We start from the raw sequence: 14,566 nt of genomic DNA, 5'->3' as shown, positions 1-14,566 counted from the left end.
GACGGCGCATCGCCGCCCCCGGCCGGCGTCCGCCGCCGTTCACCGATCGACCGACCGGGCGGCTCGGTCCGGGCGATGGGCGATGGGCGGCGGCGGACGCCGGTGGGCCGGGCGGTCAGCGGAAGACGGCGATCGCGTGGACGTCCAGCACCGCCTCGGCGGCGTCCCAGCCGTGGACCGTGCCGAGGCAGTACCCCGCGCGGGTCTGCGCGCCCGCCTCGGAGTCGCTCAGCCCCGGCCGGGTGCAGGTCACCCGCACCCGCCCCGTCCGGGAGAGGTCTCCGGGCGGGGCGTACCGGGCCATGAACACCAGGTCGCCCTCGGTGGCGCCGGGCGCCGGCTCGACGGCCTGGAACTTCCCCCGGAGCAGCACATAGGCCTCCGCCTGGGAGAGCCGGACGCCCGGCGGCCGCGGCCCGGACTCCTCGACCGCGTCGAGGGACCGCGCCAGCGCGCGGTTCTTCCGGACGGTACCGGCCAGCAGATTGGCGTGGATGATGCCGTCCCGGTCGTCGAGCGCCTTGATGATGACGCCGATCACGTCGATCGGGGCGTCGCTCCGCACGTACCTGCTGATGCGCTCCTCCGCCGCCTCCGTGCCGATGCCGACCGTCGTGCCGGGCAGCTCGCCGCCGAAGTGCAGGTTGCGGGTGATCCGTTGTTCGACCTCCTGGGTCAGGGCCGCGGTGTAGCGGCCCATCCGGTAGATGTCCATGACGGCCTTGTCGTCCAGGTGGACGCACGCCTTGGTGGTGACGTCCACACCGGCGGGCGGCCGGTTGCGGCGCAACTCCCGCCCGGCGATGGCGAGGAGCCCGAGCAGGCTGCCGAACGCCACCAGCCAGGAGGTGAGTTCCAGTCCGAGCACGCCCCACGATACTTCGTCGAAGACGGTCACGGCTCTCCTTTCACGGGGTTCGCGAGGGTTCCGGGGTTCGCGAGGGTTCCGGGGGCCGGGACGGCCCGGCGGCCGTCGCCGGGGTGTCGGCCCGGTACTGGGCGAGCAGGCGTTGCACGACCTCCGGCCGGTCGGGGAAGTAGAGGGCGTTGCCGATCGGCCGTTCCAGCCTCGGGTCCCGGGCAACGTTCGGGTCGACCGGGCGGCGCAGCGTGAGCCGCATGATCCTGCTCTGCACCGCGGGAGTCAGCAGCCAGGCGACCACCCGGTCGTAGGCGCCGCGCTTCGCCGGATCGAGCAGCAGCAGCGGGTAGTCGGACAGCACGATGCCGTCCTGCGGGTAGACGAGGTCCAGCGGTTCGCGCAGGCGCCCGTCCCCGCTGAGCGCGAGCAGCTCCGACTCGTAGGCGATCACCGCGTCCGTGCCCTCCTGGTGGTCGAGGTAGCTGTCGACCAGGGCGTGGGCGGACGGGGCGGAGAGGGTCCGGCCGGCGAGGAAGCCCCGGACCCGGTCCTGGGCGACGTCCTCGGGGCGGAGCGCCTCACCGGTTCCGGCGGTGGCGGTCGCCACGGCGACCAGGGCGGCGAGGCCGCTGTGGGCGACGGTCGGGTCGGCCATGGCGTAGCGCAGCTGCCCGTGCTCCGCCGCGCCGGCGATGTCGGCCCAGGACGGCTGCCGTCCGTCGGTGCCGGGCCACAGGCGGTCCGCGGTGCCCCGCTTCATTCCGAGGACCAGCGGCGACATCATGGTGCGGGTGGAGAGCGGGGCACCGCTCCCGCCGGCGGCCTTGAGGTTCAGCCGCAGCCAGCGGTCGGAGGACAGCCAGGCCAGGTCGTGTCCGTCCGCCCGGCCGGAGCCGATGAGGTCGCTCGCGCTCACGGTGCCGCCGAACTCCAGCTCCAGGGTGATCCCGGTGGCGCGGCGCAGCTCGTCCAGCACCGGCCGCAGGTCGGTCAGTTCGGCGCTGGCCAGGACCGACAGGGTGGTGGTGCCGGGGGTGCCCGAACCGCAGGCGGCCAGCGGGGCGGCGGGACACAGGAGCAGGACCAGGGCGAGCAGTGCCCGGCCGAGCGGTCGCGGGAGGGGACGGACGGGCCGCCGGGGGACCGGTCGGGAGGCGCGGGCGGGACCGGCGGGCCGCCGACCCGCGCGACGCCATCGGGGCGGCCGGCTCACGGCGTCGCCCCCGGCGCGGGGGAGCCGGGCTCGGTCGGGCAGTCGCCGACCCTGCGCACCATCCGGTTCAGGACGTCCTGGCTCGGCATCACGGTCTTGGTGTCGTCGGTCCGGGTGTCCGGGGTGGGGATGCCGCGGGCGCCGAGGTACCTCCTGAGCTCCTCGGAGTCCGCGTCGTCGCCGATGGTGCGGTAGCCCAGCGCCACGGCGCGCTCGCGCAGGAGGCGGTCGTGGGTGAGCAGGTCGCCGAGCCGGTCGGCCTCGGGGGCCAGCGAGATGAACTGCGGCTGGGTGATGAACTGGAAGGTCGGGTACAGCAGGACGCGGGAGGTGTCGAGCTCGTGCCGGGTGTCGCGGTAGTGGGCCTGGTAGGCGAGGTACTGGTGCTCGTAGACCACCACCACGGGGGCGATGCCGCGGCCCTCGGGGCTGGCGTAGGGGCCGAACACGTCCACGCCGGGCATGCCCTGCGCCGAGAGCAGGGGCTTGATCCGGGCGGCGAATTCGTCGGCGCCCGCGTCCTCGGGGACCTGGCCCCCGTTCCTGGTGAAGGCGACCTGGGCCAGGAAGGTCTCGGCCGAGTTCGACTGGCAGATGTGGGAGGTCTGGGCGACCACCACGTTCCCGTTGGTGGTGCCGTGGCGCTGGATGTGCAGATCGTTCCACGTCCTGTGCTGCTCCCCCCGGTCCAGGAAGGCGGCGAGGTCGAGGTCGTAGTAGAGCGGTTCCTCGCCGCGGCCGGGGCGGTACTGCGGGACGGCGACCCCGTCGCCCTCCAGGGTCTGGGCGTAGTCCCGGTAGGTGGCGAGCACGAGCGGGCTCACGAAGGGGTTGTACGCCTTGGAGTAGCCGTTGTCCCGCTTCTGGCGGGCGAGGATGTCGTTGGCCGCCGGCCGGCCGGAGGGGAAGAGGAAGGCGAGCCGGGAGTAGTCGCCGTGGACCAGCTCCTGCGATCCCGCGACGGTGACGTGGACCCGTATGCCGTGGCGCAGCAGCAGCCGCTGGACCTCCGGATCGTCGAAGAACTCGCCCTTGGAGCCCGTGCGGCCCTCCAGGACGAGGATCCGGTCGAAGGGCAGCAGCAGGTTTCCGGAGAGCGCCAGCGAGGTGGTGCAGGCGAGGAGGAGCGCCAGCAGCGTGGCGACGGTCGCGACGAACCGCGGGCGCCTGCGCGCGATCGAGCGCTGCCGTTTGATCGCCAGTCTCGGCTCTTCGACTACCAGTCCCTCATGCATGGCTGACACTGTGTCAGGGGCTGCGCCGGGCGGGCGGCCGAAGACCGGAGTTCACCGGATGGTTGCCCCGCGGATCTGCCGGCCGCCGGCGCCGGGCTCAGTCGATCCCCTCCACCGAGGTCTGGGCGGCGTGGGCGAGTTCCTTGCGCGCCGCCCAACGGCGGGCCGGGTCGGCCGCCGGAGCCGGGACGGGCGGGCGGAAGGTCAGTTCGGCCACCAGGCCGCGGACGGCGACCACCCGGGCCAACGAGGTGACCAGGTCGTCCTCGCCGACGAAGGCGGGGGCGCTGGTGGCGCGCCCGTCGGCCAGCCGGTAGCGGATCGAGACCGGCTGGACGGCGGTGCCGGACCGGACGGCGGCCTCGAAGAACGCCGGGCGGAACCGACCGCTCTCCCGCCCGCACCAGGTGGACCCCTCCGGGAACACGATCACCGGGTGGCCGGCCCGCAGCCGGTCGGTCACCGCGGCGACGGCGGTCGGCAGCTCGCGCAGCCGGTCGCGGTCGAGGAACACGGCCCCGCCCCAGGCGACCAGCCGCCCCAGCACCGGCCAGTCCCGGATCTCGGTCTTGGCGACCGACCGGCCCGGCCTGATCGCGGCGATCAGCGGGATGTCCAGCCAGGAGACGTGGTTGGCCACCAGCAGGACCCCGCCCCGGCCGGCCGGGGCCGGGTCGGGAACGATCCGCACCGCGACGCCCAGCGCGCCGAGCAGCCCGCGCGCCCAGAACCGGGTCAGCGCGCCGCGCGGGCCGTGCGGCAGCAGCCGCACCGGCGGGATCAGCGCCAGCCCCGCCACGAGCAGCACCAGGAAGCCCGCGAGCCGCAGCACCCGGCGGGGGAGGGCGACGGTTGGCGCGGGGTCGGTCAGACAGGCCTCCGGGGTGCAGGAGGCCGTCGGCAGCCAGACGCTCACGAGGCCGGCCCCTCGTCCACCGGTCCCGCCTCCGCCGCGTCCGTGGCCGCGTCCGTGCCCGTGTTCGCGCCCGGGGCCGGCGAGGCCGCCGCGCCCACGCCGCCGACACCGGACAGGAAGTGCCGCAGGTAGCGCGGGTCGGTGCGCTCCAGCGACAGCAGCACGTACAGGTCGGTGCAGTCGAAGTCCGGGTCGTACGCCGGCGCGCCGCAGACCCAGGCGCCGAGCCGGAGGTAGCCGCGGAGCAGGGCCGGCAGCGGTGCCCGGTCGGCCCGCGCCACGCCGGTGGCGTCCCAGGGGCGGTGCGGGGCGACCCGGTACTGCTCGGGGGCGAGGTGCTTGGCGGCGACGGTGTCCCAGACCCGGGCGGCCGTGGCGCCGCCGTCCTCCAGGGAGATCGAGCAGCAGCCGCCCACCCAGGTGTTGCCGGTGTCGGCGAGGTAGCGGGCGATGCCGCCCCACATGAGGTTGATGACGGCGCCGTTGCCCCGGTGCTCGGCGGCGATGCAGGAGCGGCCGAGCTCGACCAGCCCGTCCCGCAGCGGCGCGAGGTTGCCGAGGTCGAACTCGCCGTCGGAGTAGAGCCGGCCGGCCCGGCGGGCGGCCTCGGGGCGCAGCAGCCGGTAGGTGCCGACGACGGCGCCGTCCTCGCCCTCGCGGACGAGCAGGTGGTCGCAGAAGTCGTCGAACGGGTCGACGTCCAGCCCCGGGACGGTGCTCCGCAGGGTGGCGCCGAGCTCGTCGGCGAAGACCTGGTGGCGCAGCCGCTGGGCGGCGCGGACGTCGGCCTCGTCGCGGGCCAGCGAGACGGTGTAGACGGCGGAGGCGGAGCCGGAGGCGGCGGCCGGGCGCGCGGCGGGCACCGGGGTGGCCCGGGTGGGGGTGACTGCGGTCGGAGTGTACGTGGGGACGGTGGTCATGGCAGACCCTCCAGGGCAGCACGGACGACGGCGGCCACGGCGTTCCGTGGCAGCGGCCCGGGTCGGACCCGTACAGTCGGATCCGCGAACCGGCACCCGTATGTCTCTCCAAGTCCGCTGGCATCCACGTTGCCGTTCGGCGGAGCGCAGATGTGCACCTGCTGAATGCGACCACCCGACGTGTGCGGGACACCTGTTGGGCACCGCGGCGCCGCCCTATCCTCCGCTGCATGGGGTGGAATCCGGGGGCGGGACTCTGGCGGACCTTTGCCAGCGACATGACAGACGTATTGGTGTGCCAGGCGGCGGCGACGGGCGGACTCACCGTCGTGTACGTGCTGGCGCGGGCGGTGGGGCTGGCGCCCTCGCCGTGGTGGTGCCTGGTGGTGGCGATGGCCGTCGCCCTGCACCTGGTCGGCGAGCGCTGCTGGGAGGACGACCGGCGGCCGAGGGCGGCGCTGGTGGCGCTGGCCGTGGCGCTGGCGGTCGCGATGGCGCCGTACCTGGTGCTGGGCGCGACCATGGGGTGGGCCGAGGCGCAGGCGGCGGACACCTACGCCTCGGGCGCGATGGCGGGCGGGCTGCTGCTCGCCGGGTACGTGGTGCGCGCCGTGCACGCGCTGCGCAGCGGCGCGTACCCGCCGCGCTCCGCCGTCACCCCCACCCCCGCGCCCGGTCCGGGCGGGGGTGGTTAGGAGAGCGGAGACTCTCCGGCGGGCGCGGCGGGGAGGGCGGGGCTCAGTACACCCGCCACCCCTGCGGGTCGACGCCGCCCGGGACGGCCCCGGCGGGCCCGTACGGCTCGCGGGTGAACACGAAGGAGCCGATGTCCAGGTGGCTCACCGAGCCGTCGTCGGCCCGCACCACCCGCAGGGTCTCGCCCGCGTAGTAGTCGTCCAGACCGGTCCAGGTGCCGTCCGCCTCGGCCCGGAAGCGGCCGGCCCGGCCCGCCCGGCCGAGCACCGACAGCTCCAGCGCCCGGTCCGCCGTGAGCCGCAGGCTGTGCGGCGCGGCGCCCCAGTACCAGGGGCCGGTCAGGGCCAGCAGCTGCTCGTCGAACTCGGCCAGCGGGCGCCAGGGCTCGGGGATCCGCGGCTCGTGCTGCGCGGTGAGCGCCAGCAGTTCGGCGGTCACCCTCGCGCTGGGGCTGCTGGTGGCGTTGGAGAGGACGATCGCGGCCAGGCCGTCCGCCTCGCTCACCCACAGCCCGGCCGTGAAGCCCGGCATCGAGCCGGAGTGCCCGTGCAGGATCCGGCCGTCGTGCTGGATCAGCTGGAGGCCGAGGCCGTACGTCTCGTTCCAGTCCTCCGGCTCGGGGCCGACGGCGGGGCGGCGCATCTCGGCCACGGTGTCGGCGGACAGGACCTTCTCGTGGCCGGAGGCCAGGAAGGCGGCCCACTTGGCGAGGTCGGTGACGGTGGACCAGAGCTGGCCCGCCGGGGCCATCAGACCGGTGTCGGTGAGCGGCTCGGGCAGCAGCACGTCGGCCCACGGGTGGACGGCGAAGCCGCCCGCGTGCGGGTCCTCGGGCAGCAGCCCGGTGCGGTCCATGCCGAGCGGCTCCAGGACCTCGCGGCGCAGCACCTCGCCCCAGGGCTCGCCGCGCAGCCGCTCGACCAGTGCGCCGAGCAGCGCGTAGGTGGGGTTGGAGTAGTGGTGGACCCGCCCGGTCGGATGCCGCAGCGGCCGCTCGGCCTCCAGGATGTCGGCGAGTCCGGGGCGCAGCCCGCCGTCGGTCCGCTCCCACCAGGGGCCCGGGGTCTCGGAGGCGAGGCCGGCCGAGTGCGAGAGCAGCTGGGCGACGGTGGCGTCGTCGGCGGGGGTGCCCGGCAGGTGGCGCCCGAGCGGGTCGGCGAGGTCGAGCAGGCCCTCGTCCCGGAGCCGCAGCACGAGCACGGCGACGAAGGTCTTGGTGATCGAGCCGATCCGGTACTGGACGTCGGTGGTCGGCGCGTGACCGTCGATCATGCTGCGGGCGCCGCTCCAGACCAGCCGGCCGTCCCGGAGCACGCCGGCGACCATCGAGGGGGTGCGGCCCTCGGACTGGGCGACGGCCAGGCGGTGCAGCAGCGCGCGGCGGGTGGTGGGGAGCAGTTCGTCGGACAGGTCGGTCATCTGGTCCTCTGCGACGGTTTCGGGTGGTTCGGGGGGTTCGGCCCGCGGTGCCACGGCACCGCCGGTTCAACCTAGTTCGATCACGTTCGGACCTCCAGTCATTTTCGCGGAGACCGTAGGGGCGCGCGGGTGACCCCGGCGGCGTGGCGCCGACCCCCGTCCGGGCCCGAGGACGGACCCTGGGGTCCGTCCGACCGCCGACCACCCTACGGAGCGTCATGTCCTCCCAGTCCGAGCCGACCCTGCCCGAGCCGCGTCGGCCCGAACCGCCCGCCGGTGTCAAGGCGCGCCGGGTGCTCCGCAACCCCCGGATCTGGGTGGTCCCCGGGATCCTGGTCGGACTGCTCAGTCTGCTGATGTCGCTGCTCTACCTCGGCGGCATCCTCGACCCCCGCGCCGACCTGCACCATCTGCCGATCGCGCTGGTGAACACCGACCGGGGCGCCACCGTCGCCGGTCAGCGGCAGAACCTCGGCGAACAGGTCGTCACCGGGATCGCCACCGCCCCCGGCCAGGGCGACGCGGTGTCCTGGCGACAGCTGGACGAGGCGACGGCGAAGGAGCAGTTGGCCTCGGGCAAGGTCTACGGGGCGCTCCAGGTGCCGCCCGAGTTCACCGCCACCGTCGCCGCCCTCGGGGGCGCCAGTGAGCAGCCCGCGCGCCCCACCGTGCTCCAGTACACCAACCCGGGCGTGGGCAGTCTGGGTTCCTCGCTGGCCGCCCAGATCGGTCAGCAGGCCGTCCACCAGGCCTCGCTGGCCCTCGGCGCCCAGCTCGCCGCGCTGCCGCAGGCCCGGGGCGCGGGCGACGCGGCCCGGCTGCTGATCGCCGACCCGATCGCCCTCACCACCACGGTCGGCCACCCGATCGGCAACCGCAGCGGGCTGGGGCTGTCCGCCTTCTACTACACCCTGCTGCTCGTGCTGGCGGGCTTCTTCGGCGCCAACATCATCGGCAACGGCGTGGACGTCGCGCTCGGCTACGCGGACAACGAGGTCGGCCCCTGGCGCGCCCGCCACCCGGTGGTGCCGATCAGCCGCACCAGCACCCTCGCCGTCAAGTGCGCGATGTCGGTGGGCCTGTCGCTGCTGACCTCCTCGCTGATCATGCTGGCGGCGGCGGTGATCCTCGACATGGACGCCGACCACCTGCCGCTGCTGTGGATCTTCTCGGTCTGCGCCAGCAGCGCGGTCGGCCTCGGTGTCCAGGCGATCAACGCGGCCTTCGGCGGCCTCGGCCTGCTGATCAGCATGTTCGTCTTCATCGTGCTGGGCCTGCCGTCCTCCGGCGCGACGATCCCGCTGGACGCCCTGCCGTCGTTCTACCGGTTCCTCTCGCTCTTCGAGCCGATGCGCCAGCTCACCGACGGCGTGCGGGCGATCCTGTTCTTCGACGCGCAGGCGGACGCGGGCCTCACCCGGGCCTGGATCTGGATCGCCATCGGCACCGTCGCGGCGCTGCTCTTCGGCTTCGCGATGACCCGCTACTACGACCGCAAGGGGCTGCACCGCACCGTCCCCGAGCTGGCCTGAGCCCGGGGACGGGACGAGGGGAGAACGGCGGGGGAGCGCTCCGGCCTCAGCCGGCCGGCAGCGGCGGCAGCTCGGGCCGCCACAGCCAGGCGTCGAACAGGCCCTCCAGCGGCGTCCGCGCGTACCGGGCGGCGTGCGCGGTGAAGTCCGCCGTGGTGACCACCCCGTGGCGGTGGAACGCCGCCCAGTCCTTGAGCATCCGGAAGAACGCGGTGTCCCCGAGTGTCAGCCGCAGCGCGTGCACCACCAGACCGCCGCGCTGGTACAGCCGGTCGTCGAACATCAGCTTGCGGCCCGGGTCGGCCAGCCGGAGGTCCTGCGGCAGCCCGGCCAGCAGCCGGTGCGCGTACAGGGCCCGCGCCGCCGCCGTCGGTCCGCCCGAACGCTCCGACCAGAGCCACTCGGCGTACTTGGCCAGCCCCTCGTTCAGCCAGATGTGGCTCCAGTCCCCGATCGACAGACTGTTGCCGAACCACTGGTGCGCCAGCTCGTGGGCGATCAGCCGCTCCCGCTCCCAGCCGCCGCCCAGGTGGTTGGTGCCGAAGGTCGCCACCCCCTGCGCCTCCACCGGCACGTCCAGCTCCTCGTCGGCGACCACCACCGTGTACTCGCCGAACGGGTACGGGCCGAACACCTCGCCGAAGTAGGCCATCATCCTCGGCTGCCGCCCGAAGTCCGCGGCGAACGCCCCGGCCAGCCGCTCCGGCACGTAGCCGGTCTGCGGCACCTCCGGGTGCTCGGCCAGCGGCACCGGCCGGTACGGGCCGATCGAGACCGTCACCAGGTAGGTCGAGGTCGGCGCGGACTGCTCGTACACCCAGGTGGTGCTGGACGAGCGGGTGGTGCGGGTCAGCAGCCGGCCGCCCACCACCACGGTGTACGGGGACGGCGTGGTGACCGCTATCTGGTAGGTCGCCTTGTCCGCCGGCCGGTCGTTGCACGGGAACCAGGACGGTGCCCCGACCGGCTGGCTGGCCACCAGCGCGCCGTCGGTCAGCTCCTCCCAGCCCAGGCCGCCCCAGGGGCTGCGGACCGGCCGGGGGTTGCCGGTGTAGTGCACCTCCACGGTGAAGGCCGCGCCGGCCGACAGGGCCTTGGCCGGCCGCACCCGCAGCTTGCCCGCCCGGTGGGTGTACCGGGCCGGCTTGCCGTCCACCAGCACCCGGCCGATCCGGAAGTCCGCCAGGTCCAGCGCGAACTCGCCCAGCGCGGTCGCCGCGACGGCGCTCAGCCGGGCCGTACCGCCCAGCCGGTTGGGGCCGGGCCGGTAGTCCAGGGCCAGCTCGTACCGGTGGACCCGGTAGCGGGGATCCCCGCTGCCCGGGAAGTACGGGTCCGGCGGGGCGACGGGCTGCGGGGGCTGCGAGGGCTGGGGGGACTGCGCCGGGCGGTGGTTCACCGGGTCGTACGCTCCTGGAACACGGGGTGGACGGGACGGGGGACGGGCGGGGACGGGGGCGGACGGCGGGCGGACGGGAACGGCGGCGGGCGCCGACCGGACGCCCGAGGGGCCGGACGGGGCGAACCCCGGCCGGCCCCCCGGGACGGCGGTCAGGACGTGGCCTGCCACACCTCGATCGGGTTGCCGAGCCACCTGGAGTCGGCGGGCACCGACTCTGCACGCATCACCAGCGAGGCCGGACCGAGCGTGCTGCGCGCGCCCACCGTACTGCCGGGCAGCACGATGCCGCCGGGCCCCAGGGTGGCGCCCTCGCGCAGGACGACAGTATCCATCCGCATGATCCGGTCGTGGAAGAGGTGGGTCTGCACCACGCAGCCCCGGTTGATCGACACCCCGTCGCCGAGCGTGACCAGGTCCGCCTCCGGCAGCCAGTAGCTCTCGCACCACACGCCGTGCCCGACCTTCGCGCCGAGCGCCCGCAGCCACAGGTTCAGCACCGGGGTGCCCGGCACCGCGCCCACCAGCCACGGCACCGCCAGCACCTCGACGAAGGTGTCCGCCAGCTCGTTGCGCCACACGAAACCGCTCCACAGCGGGTGCTCCACCGCCCGGAACCGGCCGACCAGCACCCACTTCGCGGCCACCGCGACCGCGCACGCCACCGTGCCCGACGCCAGCAGCACCGGACCGGACAGCAGCGCCGCCGCGAGCGGCGACCACGCCACGGCCAGCCAGGACAGCGCGGCCAGCGTCAGCGCGCCCAGCGCGCCCGAGACCAGCACCGGCACCAGCCGGCACACCTCGACCAGCCCGCGCGCCCACAGCAGCCGGGTCGGCGGCTCGTAGGTCAGGCTCTGGTCCGCCCGGTCGGCCGAACGGGGCAGCCGCACCGGCGGCATGCCCAGGTACGAGCCGCCCTTCTTCGCCTTCGCCGGCGTCGCCGACAGCACGCCGACCAGACCGCGCTTGGGCACCGAGCGGCCCGGCGCGGTCATCCCCGAGTTGCCGAGGAACGCCCGGTCGCCGACCTTCGCCTCACCGAGCCGCACCCAGCCGCCGCCCAGCTCGTACGGCGCCATCAGGGTGTCGTCGGCCAGGAACGCGCCGTCGCCGACCGTGGTCAGGCTCGGCAGCGCCAGCACCGTGGACACCTCCGCGTGCCGCCCGACCCGCATGCCCAGCGCCCGCAGCCACAGCGGCGTGACCAGGCCCGCGTACAGCGGGAACAGCACCTCCCGGGCCTGGTCCATCAGCTGGGTGACCGTCCAGGCCTGCCAGCCGACCCGCCCGTACAGCGGATGCACCCCGGGCTCCAGCCCGATCGACAGCAGCCGCACCGCGGCCACCAGCTGCGCCGCGTACACCGCGCCGAACGCCAGCACGGCCGGCAGCAGGCCGAGCAGGGCGCCGCCCAGCGCGCCGGCCAGACCGTCCGCCGGGTCGACGAACGGGACCAGCACCGCCAGGCCGGCCACCGCCGGGAGCAGCGGCAGCAGGCTCAGCGCGGTACCGCTCAGGCCGAACAGCGCGGACCAGCGGGCCCGGCGCACCGGGCGCTCCTTCGGCCAGGTGCGCTCGGCCCGGCCCAGCTTGACGGCGGGCGCGCCGCCCCAGCGCTGGCCGGTCGGGACGTGACCGGTGACGCTGGAGCCGGCCACGACCTGCGCCCCCTTGCCGATCCGGGCACCCGGCAGCAGGGTCGACCGGGTGCCGACCACGGCCCCCGGGCCCACCTTGAGCTGGCCGACCTCCAGCCGGTCGCCGTCCACCCAGTAGCCGTTGAGGTCCACCTCGGCCTCGACCGCGCAGCCCCGGCCCAGCTTGAGCATGCCGGTGATCGGCGGCAGCGCGTGCAGGTCGACGTCCTGGCCGACCTTGGCGCCGAGCGCCCGCGCGTAGCGGATCAGCCAGGCGCCGGAGAGCGAGGTCGCGCCGCTCACCTCGGCCAGCCGCTCGGCGGCCCACAGCCGCAGGTGGACGCCGCCGCCGCGGGGGTAGCTGCCGGGCCGCAGGCCGCGCAGCAGCAGCCGGGCGCCGCCGGCCCCGATCGCCAGCCGGCCCGCCGGGCTGAACAGCACCGCCGCGAGCGGCCCCACCGCCCACCAGGAGGCGGTCGGCGCCCAGGCGAAGCCGTCCAGGTGCGAGAGCAGATTGCCGAGCGCCAGCACCGCCGCCGTCCAGCGCAGGCCGACCACGGTGAACAGCGGGACCAGCAGCAGCAGCTGGAGCAGCTTGGCGCGGGTCGGCACCGGGTCGACGGTCCGGGCCTCGCCGGTACCGACCGAGCTGCGCTCCAGGTGCCGGGCGAGCTTGCGCAGCGTCGGGTTCTGGTAGATGTCCAGGACCGCCGCGTTCGGGTAGCGGACGCGCAGCAGGGTGGTCAGCCGGGCGGCGGCCAGGCTGCCGCCGCCGATCGCGAAGAAGTCCTCCCGGGAGCCGCTCACCGGCACCCCGAGGATCTCCGTCCACTGCTCGGCCAGCCAGGCCTCGGTGCCGTACAGTTGCTCGGTCGGTCCGCCGGTCTCCAGGTCGGGCAGCGGCCACGGCAGCGCGTTGCGGTCGACCTTGCCGGAGGTGCGGGTGGGCAGGGTGTCGACCGGGGCCAGCAGCGGGACGAGCGCGGCCGGCAGCTCGGCGCGCAGCCGCTGCACCGCCTGCTCCCGGTCCCAGCCCTCGCCGGTCACCAGGTAGCCGACCAGCAGCTGGTTGCCGCCGCGCGCGGTCCGCACGGCCGCGGCCGCGCCGGCCACGCCCGGCAGGGCCTGGAGCGCCGCGTCGACCTCGCCGAGCTCGATCCGGCGGCCGCCGAGCTTGATCTGCTCGTCGGCGCGGCCCAGGAACAGCAGGCCCTCCGGGTCGGCCTGGACCAGGTCGCCGCTGCGGTAGGCGCGCTCCCAGCCCATCGAGGGCAGCGGCGCGTACTTCTCGGCGTCCTTCTCCGGGTCCAGGTAGCGGGCCAGGCCGACGCCGCCGATCACCAGCTGGCCGGTCCCGCCGGGCGCGACCGGCTCGCCGGCCTCGTCGACCACGACGAGGTCCCAGCCGTCCAGCGGCAGGCCGATCCGCACCGGGCCCTCGCCCGTCAGCAGCGCCCCGCAGGCGACCACGGTGGCCTCGGTGGGGCCGTAGGTGTTCCACACCTCGCGGCCCTCGGTGACCACGCGCTGGACCAGCTCGGGCGGGCAGGCCTCGCCGCCGAAGATCAGCAGCCGGACCTCGTTCAGCGCCTCGGCCGGCCACAGCGCGGCCAGCGTCGGCACGGTGGAGACCACGGTGATCTCCTGCTCGGCCAGCCAGGGGCCGAGGTCGGCGCCGCTGCGCACCTGGGAGCGGGGGACGGGCACCAGGCAGGCGCCGTGCCGCCAGGCCAGCCACATCTCCTCGCAGGAGGCGTCGAAGGCGACCGACAGGCCCGCCATCACCCGGTCGCCGGGGCCGATCGGCTCGTCCTGGAGGAAGAGCGCGGCCTCGGCGTCGACGAAGGCGGCGGCGTTGCGGTGGGTGACGGCGACGCCCTTGGGGCGGCCGGTCGAGCCCGAGGTGAAGATGATCCAGGCGTCGTCGGCGGGGGTGGGGCGGTGCCCGTCGGGGGTCTGGTCGGCGAGCGGCTCGCGGGCCCCGCCGGTGAGGGTGAGCGCGCGTTCGGCGCCGAGCACGGCCGCGACGGCGGCCTCCTCGAAGACCAGCTGGGCGCGCTCGTCCGGGTCCTCGAAGTCCACCGGGACGTAGGCGGCGCCGGCGGCGAGCACGGCGAGCACGGAGACGTAGAGGTCGTTGGTGCCGGAGGGGACCCGGACGCCGACCCGGTCGCCGCGGCCGATGCCGGCGGCGGCGAGGCGGCGGCGCAGCTGCTCGACCTCGGCGGCCAGGGCCCGGTAGCCGAGCACGGTGCGGCCGTCGTCGAGGGCGGGCTCGGCGGGGTGCTGCCGGGCGGTCGCGTCGAGGATGTCGATCAGGGTGCGAGGAGCGGGGGCCGGCCGGCCGGGGTAGTGGGCCTGCTTCTCGGCGGCGGTGTCCCGGTCGGTGGTACCGCCGTCGGCGGGCGCCTCGGCGCCCGGGTCCCGGCTGGGTTCGGCTGTCATCAGTGGCGTGTGCTCCTAGGTCTCGCCCCGTCCCGATGGATCTTCCGGCCCTTGGGGGCGGTGGGAGCACTCGCCTGATCCGGGTGATCCCACTCCGGGGCCGGAGCGGACAACCCAACCGATGGTAGCCCTGTCCGGTGAACCGCACACCGGCCGACACTCCGCCCAACTGGCCTTTCCATGGCCGAATCTGACGGCGCGTCAGGTCACAACTGAGGCTCCTTCGATCGGATGTGACGGACCGTCAAACGTTTTGACGGTCCGTCAGGTCGATTTTCCGACCGTGACC

The 14,566-nt window shown here is 75.1% G+C and carries 10 protein-coding genes; 2 read left to right on the top strand and 8 right to left on the bottom strand.

Annotated elements, in window-relative coordinates; translation table 11 throughout:
• Positions 1–115 precede the first annotated feature (115 nt).
• The 5 genes from ACW14Y_RS05255 to ACW14Y_RS05235 form a co-directional block, all read right to left on the bottom strand.
• A complete protein-coding gene (locus ACW14Y_RS05255) occupies positions 116–898 on the bottom strand; it encodes a hypothetical protein (protein ID WP_456986049.1) in 783 nt (260 codons plus the stop codon).
• 10 nt (positions 899–908) lie between these two features.
• Positions 909–2,075 (bottom strand): substrate-binding domain-containing protein, encoded by a 1,167-nt coding sequence (locus tag ACW14Y_RS05250; protein ID WP_456986048.1) that lies wholly within the window; start codon positions 2,073–2,075, stop codon positions 909–911.
• Positions 2,072–3,310, bottom strand: a complete 1,239-nt coding sequence (locus ACW14Y_RS05245) for a hypothetical protein (RefSeq protein ID WP_456986047.1) — start codon at positions 3,308–3,310, stop codon at positions 2,072–2,074. The genes ACW14Y_RS05250 and ACW14Y_RS05245 overlap by 4 nt, the downstream gene beginning before the upstream one ends.
• A gap of 97 nt (positions 3,311–3,407) precedes the next feature.
• Positions 3,408–4,226 (bottom strand): lysophospholipid acyltransferase family protein, encoded by an 819-nt coding sequence (locus tag ACW14Y_RS05240; RefSeq protein WP_456986046.1) that lies wholly within the window; start codon positions 4,224–4,226, stop codon positions 3,408–3,410.
• Complete coding sequence (locus ACW14Y_RS05235; protein WP_380385609.1) at positions 4,223–5,146, bottom strand: GNAT family N-acetyltransferase; 924 nt, start codon at positions 5,144–5,146, stop codon at positions 4,223–4,225. Before ACW14Y_RS05235 ends, ACW14Y_RS05240 begins: the two co-directional genes overlap by 4 nt.
• Before the next feature lie 278 nt (positions 5,147–5,424).
• On the opposite strand from ACW14Y_RS05235, the gene ACW14Y_RS05230 reads away from it, so the two are divergent.
• Positions 5,425–5,841, top strand: coding sequence for a hypothetical protein (locus ACW14Y_RS05230; RefSeq protein ID WP_380385612.1), 417 nt, complete (start codon positions 5,425–5,427; stop codon positions 5,839–5,841).
• Between the two features lie 43 nt (positions 5,842–5,884).
• Here ACW14Y_RS05230 and ACW14Y_RS05225 read toward each other — a convergent pair whose 3' ends face one another.
• Entirely contained in the window at positions 5,885–7,261 is a 1,377-nt protein-coding gene (locus ACW14Y_RS05225) for a serine hydrolase domain-containing protein (protein ID WP_456986045.1), read from the bottom strand.
• A gap of 218 nt (positions 7,262–7,479) precedes the next feature.
• Between ACW14Y_RS05225 and ACW14Y_RS05220 the strand changes: the two genes are divergently transcribed.
• Positions 7,480–8,793: a YhgE/Pip domain-containing protein gene (locus ACW14Y_RS05220; protein ID WP_380299209.1), complete on the top strand. Its 1,314-nt coding sequence runs from the start codon at positions 7,480–7,482 to the stop codon at positions 8,791–8,793.
• A 46-nt stretch (positions 8,794–8,839) separates the two neighbouring features.
• Here ACW14Y_RS05220 and ACW14Y_RS05215 read toward each other — a convergent pair whose 3' ends face one another.
• Together ACW14Y_RS05215 and ACW14Y_RS05210 are read right to left on the bottom strand one after the other, a co-directional pair.
• A complete protein-coding gene (locus ACW14Y_RS05215) occupies positions 8,840–10,192 on the bottom strand; it encodes a M1 family metallopeptidase (protein ID WP_380299207.1) in 1,353 nt (450 codons plus the stop codon).
• A gap of 152 nt (positions 10,193–10,344) precedes the next feature.
• Entirely contained in the window at positions 10,345–14,277 is a 3,933-nt protein-coding gene (locus ACW14Y_RS05210; RefSeq protein ID WP_380441034.1) for a Pls/PosA family non-ribosomal peptide synthetase, read from the bottom strand.
• Positions 14,278–14,566 lie beyond the last annotated feature (289 nt).

The organism is Kitasatospora sp. cg17-2 (genome assembly GCF_054031055.1).
The sequence above is the reverse complement of the archived record's forward strand: the minus strand, read 5'-3'. Positions and strand labels throughout refer to the sequence as shown.